The sequence below is a fragment of the Paraburkholderia sp. genome (genome assembly GCF_036488795.1).
Taxonomy (GTDB): Bacteria; Pseudomonadota; Gammaproteobacteria; order Burkholderiales; family Burkholderiaceae; genus Paraburkholderia.
In genome coordinates this window covers 1-13454 of the sequence record NZ_DASXHA010000076.1, presented here as the reverse complement: position 1 = coordinate 13454, position 13454 = coordinate 1, and the positions used below count along the sequence as shown (strand labels likewise).

Sequence of the window (13454 nt, the reverse complement as noted above, 5' to 3'; positions counted from 1 at the left end):
AAAGAATTCAACGTCATTTCTTGAGGAAACCATGAGTGCTATCGTAGATATCATCGGTCGAGAGATTCTCGATTCGCGAGGCAACCCCACCGTCGAATGCGACGTGCTGCTCGAGTCGGGCACGATGGGCCGCGCTGCGGTTCCGTCGGGCGCATCGACGGGTTCGCGCGAAGCCATCGAACTGCGCGACGGCGAAGCCGGCCGCTACAGCGGGAAGGGCGTGTTGAAGGCTGTCGAGCACATCAACACCGAAATCTCCGAGGCGATCATGGGCCTCGACGCGTCGGAACAAGCCTTCCTCGACAAGACCCTGCTCGAACTCGACGGCACCGAGAACAAGTCGCGCCTCGGCGCCAACGCGATGCTGGCCGTGTCGATGGCCGTCGCCAAGGCAGCGGCTGAAGAAGCCGGCCTGCCGCTGTACCGCTACTTCGGCGGCTCGGGCGCAATGCAACTGCCGGTCCCGATGATGAACATCGTCAACGGCGGCGCGCACGCCAACAACAGCCTGGACATCCAGGAATTCATGATCGTGCCGGTCAGCCAGCCGACCTTCCGCGAAGCACTGCGCTGCGGCGCCGAAGTGTTCCACGCCCTGAAGAAAATCCTGAGCGACCGCGGCATGAGCACGGCCGTGGGCGACGAAGGCGGTTTCGCACCGAACTTCGGCAGCAACGACGAATGCCTGTCGACCATTCTGCAAGCCATCGAAAAAGCGGGCTACCGCGCGGGCGAAGACGTGCTGCTGGCACTGGACTGCGCCGCGAGCGAGTTCTACCACGACGGCAAGTACCAGTTGGCGGGCGAGGGCCTGCAACTGTCGTCGACGGAATTCGCTGACTACCTGGCGAATCTGGCCGACAAGTTCCCCATCGTGTCGATCGAAGACGGCATGCACGAAAGCGACTGGGCCGGCTGGAAGATCCTGACCGACAAGCTCGGCAAGAAGATCCAGCTGGTCGGCGACGATCTGTTCGTCACCAACACGCGCATCCTGAAGGAAGGCATCGAAAAGGGCATCGCCAACTCGATCCTGATCAAGATCAACCAGATCGGTACGCTGACGGAAACCTTCGCGGCCATCGAAATGGCCAAGCGCGCCGGCTACACGGCCGTGATCTCGCACCGTTCGGGCGAAACCGAAGATTCGACGATCGCGGATATCGCGGTGGGCCTGAATGCCGGTCAGATCAAGACGGGTTCGCTGTCGCGCAGCGACCGGATCTCGAAATACAATCAGCTGCTGCGGATTGAAGAAGATCTCGGCGATATCGCCAGCTATCCGGGCAAGTCGGCGTTCTACAACCTGCGTTGACCATAGCCTTGACGGTCAAGCCGGTCGACCTTCGTTTCTGATTCAGCCCGCCGCCCTGCGTAAAGCGCAGGGCGGCGCGTATTTATTGTGCTTACTTCATGCGGCTTGTTACTGCTGTCCTGATCGTTCTGCTGGCGCTGATCCAGTACCCGCTCTGGTGGGGGCATGGCGGCTGGCTGCGCGTCCACGAGTTGCAAGGAGAGCTTGCGCAGCAACTGCAAAAGAACGCCGACGAAAAGCTGCGCAACGAGCGTATTGCCGGTGAAGTGCAGGATCTGCAAAACGGCACGGCCGCGGTCGAAGAGCGGGCCCGCTATGAAATGGGCATGGTGAAGGACGGCGAAGTGTTCGTGCAATTCGTGTCGCCGAATCAGCCGTTGCCCACCCCGAATAGCGCTTCGACCAATACTTCGACGCGCGGCGAGGTGTCGGCGGCCCCGGTGCGGGTGGTGCCGAATCCGGTATCGCGTGCGAAACCGGATCGCAAGCACGGTGGCAAGAATGCGGCGGACAGCAAGGTTTCGAAGGACAAGAAGCCGGCGCACTGAGGCGAGGGGTGGCCAGCGGCGCTTGTCCGCGCGGCTCCCGTGGCACGAGTGGCACAGGCAATAAAAAAGCTCGGTTTTCCGAGCTTTTTTATTGCCTGCAACGTGGCGAGCGCGACGCGAACCGCGCGTTCGCTCAGCCGCGCATCACCATCCCCATCCCGGCGCGTAGCCATAGCCCACACCGCCGCCCCAGCCCGATCCCCAACCGCCGCCGTAGTAGCCGCCATACACGGTGACCGGCGGGGCGTAATAACGCGACCAGGCCTGCGCGGCATTGTCGGCGGCGATGGCCTGGTTCTGTTCGGCCATCACCTGTTTGTCGATGGCGTCGTAGCGTTGACGTTCCGCCTCGGTCAGCGGCCGCACGCCGTTCGGCAGGCCCGACTGGTCAGCGGGCAGGCGGCTGTAGATGGGGGACGGCCCTGGTGGGTCCATCACGCAGCCGCTCAACAGGGTGCCGCCGGCCAATACGGAGAACGCAGCGGAGAACGCGGCAACGGGGCCAACGGGGCGTACGCTTTGCAGTAACGGGATAGATGTTGTCATGTTGGCCTCCATCAGTCGGACGCCTAAGTAAAAATCTACCGGCGCATCCAACGATCAACGATAGCGCGCCGCCTGCCGCCCGCGAAGACCCTGCAGAGCCGCGAGGCGGCGCGCTCGACGCGCGTTCTTAATGCCGCTGCTCGGCAGCGGGCGACACGCCTTCTGAGAGCCCGCTGGCAACAAAAAGTTGCGCCACATCGACCGGGTCGAATTCATAACGCTGATTGCAGAACTCGCAGTGAATCTCGACGTGGCCACGTTCTTCGATCACGCCGTCCACCTCTTCGCGGCCGAGCATTTTCAGCATCGCGCCGACTTTCTCGCGCGAGCAGCTGCATTCGAAACGCGCGGGCGCCGGCTCGAAATGCGTGACGTTTTCCTGCCAGAACAGGCGGCGGAACACGGTCTCCGGTTCTTCCTTCAGCAGTTCGTCCTGCGACAGGGTGCTGCCGAGCGTGCAGACGCGCTCCCACGTGTCGGCGTCGAGTTCGCCCGGATGCGGGACGATGCCGCCGTCGCCGGGCAGCTTTTGCAACAGCATGCCGACGGCACGCTCGGTATTCGCGGCGAGCCACAGGCGCGTGTCCAGCTGCTCCGAGTGATGCATGTAGTGTTCGAGCACTTCTGCCATCGATTTGAGCGGACCATCGACACCCGAGAGCGGCACGATACCCTGGTAGGGCTGCTGGCCGGGATGCTTGACGCGCGGGTCGAGGGTAATCACGCAACGGCCATAGCCGCTTGCGTTCAGCAGTTCGACCAGCGTCGCGTCGTCGCTGATGAAGCTGTCCGCTTCGCCGGAAAACTTGGCCGTGGCGCGCATCGAAAGATCCGAGCTGCATTGCACCACCAGCATCTTCACGGGGCCGTCACCGAAAATCTGCATGACGAGCGTGCCGTCGAACTTCAGGTTCGCCGACAGCAGCGCGCAGGCAGCCATCATCTCGCCGAGTATGGTGCGCACGGGCGCCGGATAATCGCGGCGCGTCAGCACTTCCTGCCACGTATTGCGCAGCGAGACGATTTCGCCGCGCACGGGCGCTGCGCTGAACATGAATTTTTGCAACTGGTCGTTCACAACTTTTCCTCGGTCGAATCGCGCAGCAGGTTGCCGCGCTTGCGCGCCGGGCACAACGGCGAGGTGTTAGCCGATGCGCACCAGCTGCGCCTTGAAATAGGCCCGTCGCTCAGCGTAATTGGCGGCGTTGCGCTGCAGACCGGCAATGTCCTCTTCGGTCAGCTCACGGACAACTTTGGCGGGCGCGCCCAGAATCAGCGAATTGTCAGGAAATACCTTGCCTTCGGTGACGACGGCGCCGGCCCCGACCAGACAGTTGCGGCCGATTACCGCTCCATTCAAGACCACCGCCTGAATTCCGACGAGCGCGCCTTCCTTGATGGTGCAGCCATGGAGCATGGCCTGATGGCCGATGGTCACATTGGCTTCGATGGTGAGCGGAAAGCCGGGATCCGTATGCAGCACGGCGCCTTCCTGCACATTGCTGCCCGTGCCGACTGTAATCAGTTCGTTGTCGCCGCGAATCGCCGCGCCGAACCAGACACTCGAATTCTCTTCGAGCGAGACTTTCCCGATGATGGTCGCCGTATCCGCGACGAACACGCTTTCATGGATGGTCGGGGCTGCATCGCCAAGCTTGTAGATTGCCACAGTGACTCCTCGTGAATCGGTCGCCGCGCCGTCGACGGCGGGCGCAGCAGCGCAAAAGGCGCGCCATATGGTCCAATCGCGTATTGTAAACGGTTGTGTGGTTTGGTCGCTGGGATTGCCGCTTCCACGCGGAACGTCTGCGACGCCTGTCCGGTTTGCCACCTGTGATCCGGCGTGTCTGGCGGCGCTCCAGCTTCCTGTCCGCACGGCTGTCCGTGAAGCTGCTTCTCTTCTGTTCTGGTGACATGAATTCTGCCGTTCCTGCTACGACCGTCCGACCCATCTGCGCCCGCTCCGCGGCTCTGGCAGCACTGCGCGAGCCCGCTCCGGCGGCCAAGGCCGCAGCCGTGCAGGCGCTGTATGCGGCCGTGCTCGAGGGTGGCGCGGTATGCCATCCTGCTGCTGTGCTCGGCGAGTTGTCCGGTCTGCCGGGACGCCCGGCGCGGCCCGAGCTGGTCGAGCCGCGCAAGCTCGGGCGGCGCAGCATGCAGTCGCCCGAGGGGCGCGCGGTGCTGCTGCACGCGCTCGCGCACATCGAATTCAATGCCATCAATCTTGCTCTCGACGCGGTCTGGCGTTTCTCCGCCATGCCCGGCGCGTTCTATACGGACTGGCTGAAGGTGGCGGCGGAAGAGTCGCATCATTTCTCGCTGCTGGTGGCGCGTCTCGCCGAATTCGACCACGAATACGGCGATTTTCCCGCCCACGACGGCCTGTGGGATATGTGCGAGCGCACGCGCGGCGACGTTCTGGCGCGCATGGCCCTCGTGCCGCGCACGCTGGAGGCGCGCGGTCTGGACGCCTCGCCGCCCATCCGCGCACGCTTGCAACAGGCGGGCGATCACGCGTCCGCGGCGATTCTCGACGTCATCCTGCGTGACGAGATCGGCCATGTGCTGATCGGCAACCGCTGGTTCCGCTATCTGTGCGAGCAGGGCGGCCACGATCCGCACACGACCTACGTGCGTCTCGCGGAGCAGTATCACGCACCGAAATTGCGCGGTCCGTTCAATTTCGAGGCGCGCCGGGACGCCGGGTTCGACGAAACCGAGCTGGCGGCGCTGGCCGGACTCGACGGGACGGCGGCCGCCACCGACTGAGCCGCGCCTCCACGCATCGCACGCACGCGCGTCGGGCTATCTCGCTATAATCGAACGACCATTCTTTTTTGTGCTCTTCGTCCATGAATCCCTCCGAATCTGACTTCGTGTCCGTGCGCGGCGTGCGTCTGCACGTCCGGCGCTGGGGCAATCCGAACGCGCCGACGCTGTTCATGCTGCACGGCTGGATGGATGTGGCCGCGTCGTTCCAGTTCGTGGTCGACGCGCTAGCCGGCCAATGGCAGGTGATCGCGCCCGATGCCCGCGGCTTCGGGCTGTCGGACTGGCCGGTCGCCGAGCGCGGCGGTGGCGGCTACTGGTTTCACGATTACGTGGCCGATCTCGACGCGCTACTCGATCATTACGCGCCGGGTGGCGAAGTGAACCTGGTGGGTCACAGCATGGGCGCCAATGTGGTGTGCCTGTACGCCGGCGCACGCCCGGAACGGGTGCGGCGGGTGGTGGATCTGGAAGGCTTCGGCCTCGCGCCGGCGAGAGCGAGTCAGGCGCCGCGCCGCCTGCGTGGCTGGCTCGACGAGTTGCGCGAGCCGCCGCAATTGAAGCGCTACGGGTCGCTTGACGACGTCGCCGCGCGCCTGATCAAGACCAACCCGCGCCTCGCGCCGCAGCGGGCGCGGTTTCTGGCCGAGCACTGGTCCAAGCCGGACGGCGCAGGCGGATTCATGTTGCTGGCCGATCCGGCGCACAAGCTGCGCGGCCCCATGCTCTACCGCCTCGACGAAGTGATGGCGATCTGGGCCAACGTCAGCGCCAAAGTGTTGCACGTCGAAGCAGCCGGTTCGCCGACGCTCGCCAGTATTGCCGGCGAAATTCCGCTCGACGAGTTCAAGGCGCGCTTTACGGCTTTCCCGAACTGGCGCGAAAAGATCATCGACGAGGCTGGCCACATGATCCATCACGATCAGCCGGAGCAGGTCGCGGCGCTGATCGAAGCGTTTTGCGCCTAGTTTTCGCGGAGCGGTTCGCCGCGCGCCGCGCGTGTCATCGAATCGTCTGCGCCTGCAGATACTGCGTTGCAGTAAAATGGGCTCAGAACTTTCTTAAGACATCGATGAACGCCGACCTGCATTGTCATTCCACCGTTTCCGACGGCCAGTTTGCGCCTGCCGACGTCGCGCGCCGCGCGCACGCAGGCGGCGTCACGCTCTGGGCGCTGACCGATCATGACGAGATCGGCGGCCAGCAGGAGGCGCGGCGGGTGGCCGAGGAACTCGGCATGCGCTACCTGAGCGGCGTCGAGATTTCGGTGACGTGGGCGGGGCGTACGGTGCACATCGTGGGTCTACATGTCGATCCGGAATGCGAAACCCTCGTCCAGGGGCTCGCACGCACCCGTGACGGCCGCGCCGCGCGCGCCGAGGCGATCGGCGAACGGCTGGCCACGCTGGGCGTTCCGGATGCCTACGAAGGCGCGCTCAAGTACGTGTCCAATCCCGACATGATTTCGCGCACCCATTTCGCGCGCTTTATGGTCGAAGAGGGTTACGCCAGTTCGACGCAGGACGTATTCAACCGCTTTCTGGGCGACGGCAAGCCGGGTTACATCGCGCACCGCTGGTCGAAGCTGGCCGACGCCGTGCGCTGGATCCAGATAGCCGGCGGCGAAGCGGTGATTGCACATCCGGGCCGCTACGACTACACGCCAGTCGAATTCGACGCGCTGTTCGGCGAGTTTATCGACCTGGGCGGCAAGGCCATCGAAGTCGTGACCGGCAGCCACACGCCGGATCAGTATCGCGAATATGCGGATGTGGCGCGGCGCTTCGGTTTCGAAGCTTCGCGCGGCTCCGATTTCCACGCAGCGGGCGAGGGCCGCGTCGAACTAGGCAGCCTGCCGCCGCTGCCCGCCGACCTCAAGCCTGTCTGGGAACGCTGGCTGTGAAGGCACGCTGCGGGCGTGAACCGTCACCGGCCCCGGGACGAGCCTCGCGCTGCGTCCGACTCTGATCACCATCATGTCCCAATTCTTTCGCCTGCATCCGGACAATCCGCAGCCGCGCCTCATCAAACAGGCCGCGCAGATCATCGAGGACGGCGGCGTGGTCGCGTTGCCGACCGATTCCAGCTACGCGCTCGCCTGTCATCTCGACGACAAAAGTGCCGTGGAGCGTCTGCGGCGCATTCGCGGCCTCGACGAAAAGCAGTTGTTATCGCTGCTGGTGCGCGACCTGTCGGAGCTGGCGAACTTCGCGATGGTCGATAACCGCCAGTACCGGCTGATCAGATCGGTCACGCCGGGTCCGTACGTGTTCGTGCTCGAGGCCACCAAAGAAGTGCCGCGGCGGCTGTCGCATCCGTCGCGCAAGACCATCGGTCTGCGCGTGCCGGATCATGCGATCACGCTGGCGATTCTCGAAGAACTCGGCCAGCCGCTGCTCGGCACGACGCTGATCATGCCGGGCGAGACACAGCCATTGAACGACGCGGAAGAAATCCGCGCGCGTCTGGAAAAGCAGGTCGATCTGGTGATCGACGGCGGAGCGTGCCCGTGCGAGCCGTCGACCATCGTCGATCTGACGGGAGAAGAGCCGGTGCTGGTACGGGCCGGGCGCGGCAGCCTGGCGCCATTTGGTCTTGAACAGCCGGCATGAGCGAAAGCGGACAGACGCACGTCATCGCGTTGTTACAATAGCGGGTTATGGACTCCTCCCTGATACAAACCATTGCGGTCTACGCACTGCCGGTCATTTTCGCCATCACGCTGCACGAAGCCGCTCACGGTTACGTCGCCCGCCTGCTGGGCGACAACACGGCCTACGTACTCGGCCGCGTTTCGTTCAATCCGATGCGCCACATCGACCCGCTCGGCACCATCGCGATTCCACTGCTGCTGTATTTCGCCACCAGTGGCGCGTTCATGTTCGGCTACGCGAAGCCGGTGCCGGTTGCCTTCGGCAATCTGCGCAATCCGCGCTGGGGCAGCCTCTGGGTGGCGCTCGCCGGCCCGCTGTGCAACTTCGCGCAAGCGCTGGTGTGGGGCCTGTTCGGCGTGGCGCTGGCGGTGCTGAGCGTCGACGAGCCGTTTTTCACGCGGATGGCCGCGGCCGGTATCGGCGTCAATCTGGTGCTCGGCGTGATCAATCTGTTTCCGCTGCCGCCGCTCGACGGCGGGCGTGTGCTGGCGGCATTGCTGCCGCCGCGTCAGGCGATTGCGCTGTCGCGCATCGAGCCTTACGGTTTTTTTATCGTGATGGCGCTGGTGATGACGGGTATGCTGACCCGCTACTGGCTGAGTCCGCTCGTCAATCTGGGCTATGACGCCGTGACCGCCATCCTGAACCCTCTCGTTTCGCTTTTTCAATAAAACCATGTTCCCTGACCGTATCTTCTCCGGCATGCGGCCTACCGGCTCCCTGCACCTCGGCCACTATCACGGTGTGCTGAAAAACTGGGTGCGGCTGCAGTCCGAATATCCGTGCTTCTTCTGTGTGGTCGACTGGCACGCGCTCACCACGCACTACGAAACGCCCGAAGTGATCGAAAAGAACGTCTGGGAAGTGCTGATCGACTGGCTCGCGTCGGGGATCGATCCGGCCCAGGCAACGCTGTTCATCCAGAGCAAGGTGCCCGAGCATGCGGAACTGGCGTTGCTGCTCGGCATGAGCACGCCGCTCGGCTGGCTCGAACGCGTGCCGACCTACAAGGAGCAGATGGAGAAGCTGAAGGACAAAGACCTGTCCACCTACGGCTTCCTCGGCTATCCGGTGCTGATGGCAGCGGACATTCTGCTGTACCGCGGCTCGCTCGTGCCGGTGGGCGAAGACCAGGTCCCGCACGTCGAGATGACGCGTGAAATCGCGCGGCGCTTCAACTACCTGTATGGCCGTGAGCCGGGCTTCGAAGAGAAGGCCAACGAAGCGGCGAAGAAGCTGGGCGGCAAGCGCTCGAAGCTGTATCACGAACTGCGCAATGCGTATCAGCAGGAAGGCGACGACGAGGCGCTCGAACAGGCGCGTGCGATGTTGCAGGAGTCGCAAAGCCTGTCGATGAACGACCGCGAGCGTCTGTTCGGCTATCTCGAAGGCTCGCGCAAGATCATTCTGGTCGAGCCGCAAGCCATGCTGACCGAAGCGTCGCGCATGCCGGGTCTGGACGGCCAGAAAATGTCGAAGTCCTACGGCAATACGATTGGTTTGCGCGAAGACGCGGAGACCATCACGAAGAAAGTCCGCACCATGCCGACCGACCCGGCGCGCGTGCGCCGCACCGATCCGGGCGATCCGGACAAGTGCCCGGTGTGGCAGTTGCATCAGGTCTACACCGACGAAACCACCCACGAATGGGTTCAAAAGGGTTGCCGTTCGGCCGGTATTGGCTGTCTCGAATGCAAGCAGCCGGTGATCGAAGGCATCCTGCGCGAACAGCAGCCCATGCTCGAGCGGGCGCAAAAATACATGGACGACCCGTCGCTGTTGCGCGCAATCGTGGCCGACGGCTGCGACAAGGCCCGCAAATTCGCCACCGAAACCATGCGCGATGTCCGCGAGGCCATGGGCCTCTCGTACAATTGAAGGCGCCGGTGTATCGAACCTGTTGCGCGCGTCCCGTTTTTTGCAGACCATGAGCGAAGCCGCATCTCCCCATCCTCAGGCGAATTCCCATGTGACGCCCGGCGAGCCGTCGCACTGGGTGCGCCATTGGGCGCATCTGGTGGCGCCGGGCGGCGCGGTGCTGGACGTCGCGTCGGGAGCGGGGCGGCATGCACGCTATTTCGCTCGGTTGGGCCATCCAGTGACGGCGCTGGATCGCGACGCGGCGGCTCTTGCCACGATGCGCGACGAAGCGCGTATCACGACGCTTGCCGCCGACATCGAAGCCGCGCCGTGGCCGTTACCCGGTGACGCGAAGTTTGCTGCGGTGGTGGTGACGAATTACCTGCATCGTCCGCTGTTTCCGCAGCTTTTGCAGGCGCTCGCGCCGGCGGGCGTGCTGATTTACGAGACCTTTGCACAAGGCAATCAGCGCGTCGGCAAACCGTCGAACCCGGCCTTTTTGCTGGGACCCGGCGAGCTGCTGGACGTCGTGCGGCCGCGCTTGCGGGTGGTCGCGTTTCAGGACGGATTTCTTGCGCAGCCGCGTCCGGCCTACGTCCAGCGGATCTGCGCGATTCTGGAGGCGGACTCGGCCACCGGTGAAGCACAGGCGGCACCCCCGCCTTGTTACGAGTTGGCTCGCTAATCCGCTACAATCGCGGTTTACTTGAACAAATTCATGGCGTTTCATGGCTAACGGCACACAAAGCGGTATTCAGGGCAACGACGGTCCCCAGATTCGTGGCAGCATTCCGGCCATCATCACCCCGATGCTCGAAGACGGCAGCCTCGATCTGCCGGCGTTCCGCAAACTGATCGACTGGCATATCGAAGAGGGTACCAACGCGCTGGTCGTCGTCGGGACGAGCGGCGAGTCGGCCACGCTGTCGGTCGAAGAGCATGTGCTAATGGTCAAAACCGCCGTCGACCACACGGCGGGCCGCATTCCGGTGATCGCCGGTTCGGGCGGTAATTCCACCACTGAGGCGATCGAACTGACGCAGCAGGCGAAGCAGGTCGGCGCGGACGCGACGCTGCAAGTGGTGCCTTACTACAACAAGCCGACTCAGGAAGGCATCTATCGCCACTTTGCGAAGATCGCCGAGACGGTCGACCTGCCGGTCATCCTTTACAACGTACCGGGTCGCACGGTCGCGGATATGTCCAACGAGACGATCCTGCGTTGCGCCCAGGTGCCGGGCATCGTCGGCGTGAAGGAAGCCACCGGCAATGTGGATCGCGCTGCACACCTGATCAAGTCGGCGCCGGCGCACTTCGGCATTTACAGCGGTGACGATCCGACCGCAATCGCGCTGATGCTGCTGGGCGGCCACGGCAATATTTCCGTCACCGCCAACGTCGCGCCGCGTGCCATGAGCGAGCTGTGCAAGGCCGCGCTCGCGGCTGACGCGAAGACCGCGCGTGAGATCCACCTGAAACTCCTGTCGCTGCACAAGAACCTCTTCATCGAATCGAATCCGATTCCGGCAAAGTGGGCGCTGCAGCAACTGGGGCGTGTGCAAGGCGGAATTCGCCTGCCGCTCACCCCGCTCGATGCGCGCTACCACGAAGTGGTGCGTGCGGCGCTGCGCGAAGCGGGCCTGTTGGGCTGAGCATCATCAGTCCTCGCAGCCCGTCACCGGCATTTCCTCAACCGACGTCGATATCGCCCGCGTTCCCGGCATTGAACCAGGCACCGCGTTCCAGCTTCACGAAGGACCTCATGAAACGTTCCGCACTTTCCCTCCACGCAACCCGCATGGCGGCGCTGGCGCTTGCCCTGGTAACGCTCGCCGGCTGCGACACGCTGAACGACTGGTTTGCCTCCGACCGCGTCAACTACAAGGGCGCGGGTACGGCGCCGCCGCTGAATGTTCCGGGCGACCTGCAGGCCACGCAGACCACTCAGAAATACGTCGCTCCGGCGGCCGATCTCGCATTGGGCGGTGCGCCGACGCGTAACGTGACGGCGGCCGGCAACGCCACCGAAGGCGTGCCGAACGCGCAAGACCCGCTCGGCATGCATATCGAACGCGATGGCGATCGCCGCTGGCTGGTGGTCGACGGCCGCTCGCCGGAACAACTGTGGCCGCAGCTGCAGGAATTCTGGCAGGAAAACGGTTTCGTGCTGAAGACCGATGCGCCGCAGACGGGCATCATGACGACCGACTGGGCCGAGAATCGCGCCAACATTCCGGACGACTGGTTCCGTCGCACCATCGGCAAGGTCATCGATTTCGCGTACTCGTCCGGCACGCGTGACAGCTTCCGCACGCTGGTGTCGCGCGGTTCGAGTGACGTGACGGACATTTCGATCACACACAGTGCAATGGAAGAAATGCTGACGGGACAGGACAAGACCTCGTCGCGTTGGGTGGAGCGTCCGCGTGATCCGGCGCTGGAAGCGCTGTTCCTCGCCAAGCTGATGCAAAAATTCGGCCTGACCGATGCGCAGTCGAAGCAGCTTCTGACGGACGCCCGGCCCGCCACGGCACCGGTCACGGTCGCCATGGATGCGGGTGCCGCCACGCTCGATCTGCAGGAATCGTTCGATCGCGCCTGGCTGCGTGTGGGTCTGGCACTCGACCGCACGAACTTCGCGGTCGACAACCGCGACCGCGCAAAGGGCATCTACTACGTGCGCTACGCGGACTCCATGCAGGAACTGAAGAAAGAAGGATTCTTCGGCAAGCTGTTCTACAGTGGTTCGTCGAAGAAACCGGGTCAGGAATTCCTCGTGAACGTGCGCTCGAAGGGTGACGCACTGACCCAGGTGGCGGTGCTCGATGCGAACGGCCAGGTCGATACCTCATCCGACGCGCAGCGCATCGTGTCGCTGCTGCACGCGCAACTCAACTAAGGCGGGCCGTGCGGTTCGCCAGCCTGGGAAGCGGCAGTGAAGGCAATGCTTTGCTCGTTGAAGTGCAAAGCGGCGCGACCACCACGCGCGTTTTGCTCGACTGCGGCTTCTCGGCGAAAGAAGTCGACCGCCGTTTGCAGCGGCTCGGCTCGGGCGTCGAGGATCTCGACGCCATTCTGATTACCCACGAACACAGCGACCACATCGGCAGCGCGCTGACGCTGGCGCGCAAGTGGTCGATCCCGCTGTATATGAGCTGGGGCACGGCGCGTGCAACCGGCGCTGACGAAGCCGACGTCGACCTGCACGTGCTGTGGGGCGACGAAGCGGTCGCCATTGGCGATGTCAGTGTGCTGCCTTACACCGTTCCGCACGACGCCCGCGAGCCGTTGCAGTACGTGCTGTCTGATGGCGCCGGGCGGCTGGGCGTGCTAACCGACGTGGGTACGTCTACGCCGCATATCAGCACGGTGTTGAGCGGCTGCGACGCGCTGGTGCTGGAATGCAATCACGACGTTTCGATGCTGGCGGCAAGCCGTTATCCGCAGTCGCTGAAAGCGCGCATCGGCGGCAACCACGGCCATCTGAACAATGAGGCGGCGGCCGAGATTCTTGCTTCGCTCGACCGCTCGCGCTTGCGTCACCTGATCGCCGCGCATCTGAGCCAGCAGAACAATACGCCGGCACTGGCGCAGGCTGCCATGGCCGGTGTGCTCGGCGCAGCTGCGACAGAAGTCGTGGTGGCGTCGCAAGATGACGGATTTGCCTGGCTGACCCTTTGAGCTTCCCGCGCCGTTGCGGCGTCTGCCGGCTCTCCCCGAATGCTCTGAAGAAATAAAAAACGCCCATGACGGCTAACCGTC

15 protein-coding genes are annotated in these 13454 nt (G+C 63.9%); 12 read left to right on the top strand and 3 right to left on the bottom strand.

What is annotated here, in order from left to right:
• Positions 1 to 31 precede the first annotated feature (31 nt).
• Both eno and ftsB read left to right on the top strand, forming a co-directional pair.
• Entirely contained in the window at positions 32 to 1315 is a 1284-nt protein-coding gene (gene eno, locus VGH41_RS10190; protein ID WP_331597281.1) for a phosphopyruvate hydratase, read from the top strand.
• Positions 1316 to 1413: 98 nt separating this feature from the next.
• Positions 1414 to 1863 (top strand): cell division protein FtsB, encoded by a 450-nt coding sequence (gene ftsB / locus VGH41_RS10185; protein ID WP_331597280.1) that lies wholly within the window; start codon positions 1414 to 1416, stop codon positions 1861 to 1863.
• A gap of 144 nt (positions 1864 to 2007) precedes the next feature.
• On the opposite strand, the gene VGH41_RS10180 is transcribed toward ftsB, so the two are convergent.
• From VGH41_RS10180 to VGH41_RS10170, 3 genes are all read right to left on the bottom strand, one after another.
• Positions 2008 to 2409: a hypothetical protein gene (locus VGH41_RS10180; RefSeq protein WP_331597279.1), complete on the bottom strand. Its 402-nt coding sequence runs from the start codon at positions 2407 to 2409 to the stop codon at positions 2008 to 2010.
• 127 nt (positions 2410 to 2536) lie between these two features.
• Positions 2537 to 3487, bottom strand: a complete 951-nt coding sequence (gene hslO / locus VGH41_RS10175) for an Hsp33 family molecular chaperone HslO (protein ID WP_331597278.1) — start codon at positions 3485 to 3487, stop codon at positions 2537 to 2539.
• A 66-nt stretch (positions 3488 to 3553) separates the two neighbouring features.
• On the bottom strand, positions 3554 to 4078 hold the full coding sequence (locus tag VGH41_RS10170) for a gamma carbonic anhydrase family protein (RefSeq protein WP_331597276.1): 525 nt from the start codon (positions 4076 to 4078) through the stop codon (positions 3554 to 3556).
• 245 nt (positions 4079 to 4323) lie between these two features.
• Here VGH41_RS10170 and VGH41_RS10165 point away from each other — a divergent pair, with 245 nt between their 5' ends.
• The 10 genes from VGH41_RS10165 (at position 4324) to VGH41_RS10120 (ending at position 13373) form a co-directional block, all read left to right on the top strand.
• Positions 4324 to 5178: a ferritin-like domain-containing protein gene (locus VGH41_RS10165; RefSeq protein ID WP_331597275.1), complete on the top strand. Its 855-nt coding sequence runs from the start codon at positions 4324 to 4326 to the stop codon at positions 5176 to 5178.
• Positions 5179 to 5261: 83 nt separating this feature from the next.
• Complete coding sequence (locus VGH41_RS10160) at positions 5262 to 6146, top strand: alpha/beta hydrolase (RefSeq protein ID WP_331597274.1); 885 nt, start codon at positions 5262 to 5264, stop codon at positions 6144 to 6146.
• A 104-nt stretch (positions 6147 to 6250) separates the two neighbouring features.
• Complete coding sequence (locus VGH41_RS10155) at positions 6251 to 7081, top strand: 3',5'-nucleoside bisphosphate phosphatase (RefSeq protein WP_331597273.1); 831 nt, start codon at positions 6251 to 6253, stop codon at positions 7079 to 7081.
• A 73-nt stretch (positions 7082 to 7154) separates the two neighbouring features.
• Positions 7155 to 7790, top strand: a complete 636-nt coding sequence (locus VGH41_RS10150) for an L-threonylcarbamoyladenylate synthase (protein ID WP_331597272.1) — start codon at positions 7155 to 7157, stop codon at positions 7788 to 7790.
• Positions 7791 to 7837: 47 nt separating this feature from the next.
• Positions 7838 to 8503, top strand: a complete 666-nt coding sequence (locus tag VGH41_RS10145; protein ID WP_331597271.1) for a site-2 protease family protein — start codon at positions 7838 to 7840, stop codon at positions 8501 to 8503.
• Between the two features lie 4 nt (positions 8504 to 8507).
• Positions 8508 to 9710 carry a tryptophan--tRNA ligase gene (locus VGH41_RS10140; protein WP_331597270.1) on the top strand — a complete coding sequence of 401 codons (1203 nt, stop codon included), beginning with the start codon at positions 8508 to 8510 and terminating at the stop codon, positions 9708 to 9710.
• A gap of 49 nt (positions 9711 to 9759) precedes the next feature.
• A complete protein-coding gene (locus tag VGH41_RS10135; RefSeq protein ID WP_331597269.1) occupies positions 9760 to 10377 on the top strand; it encodes a class I SAM-dependent methyltransferase in 618 nt (205 codons plus the stop codon).
• 43 nt (positions 10378 to 10420) lie between these two features.
• A complete protein-coding gene (gene dapA, locus VGH41_RS10130) occupies positions 10421 to 11344 on the top strand; it encodes a 4-hydroxy-tetrahydrodipicolinate synthase (protein WP_331597268.1) in 924 nt (307 codons plus the stop codon).
• 110 nt (positions 11345 to 11454) lie between these two features.
• Positions 11455 to 12591 (top strand): outer membrane protein assembly factor BamC, encoded by a 1137-nt coding sequence (bamC, locus tag VGH41_RS10125; RefSeq protein ID WP_331597267.1) that lies wholly within the window; start codon positions 11455 to 11457, stop codon positions 12589 to 12591.
• 8 nt (positions 12592 to 12599) lie between these two features.
• The gene (locus tag VGH41_RS10120; RefSeq protein WP_331597266.1) at positions 12600 to 13373 is read left to right on the top strand and encodes an MBL fold metallo-hydrolase; all 774 of its coding nucleotides are present in this window, start codon (positions 12600 to 12602) and stop codon (positions 13371 to 13373) included.
• Positions 13374 to 13454: the final 81 nt, after the last annotated feature.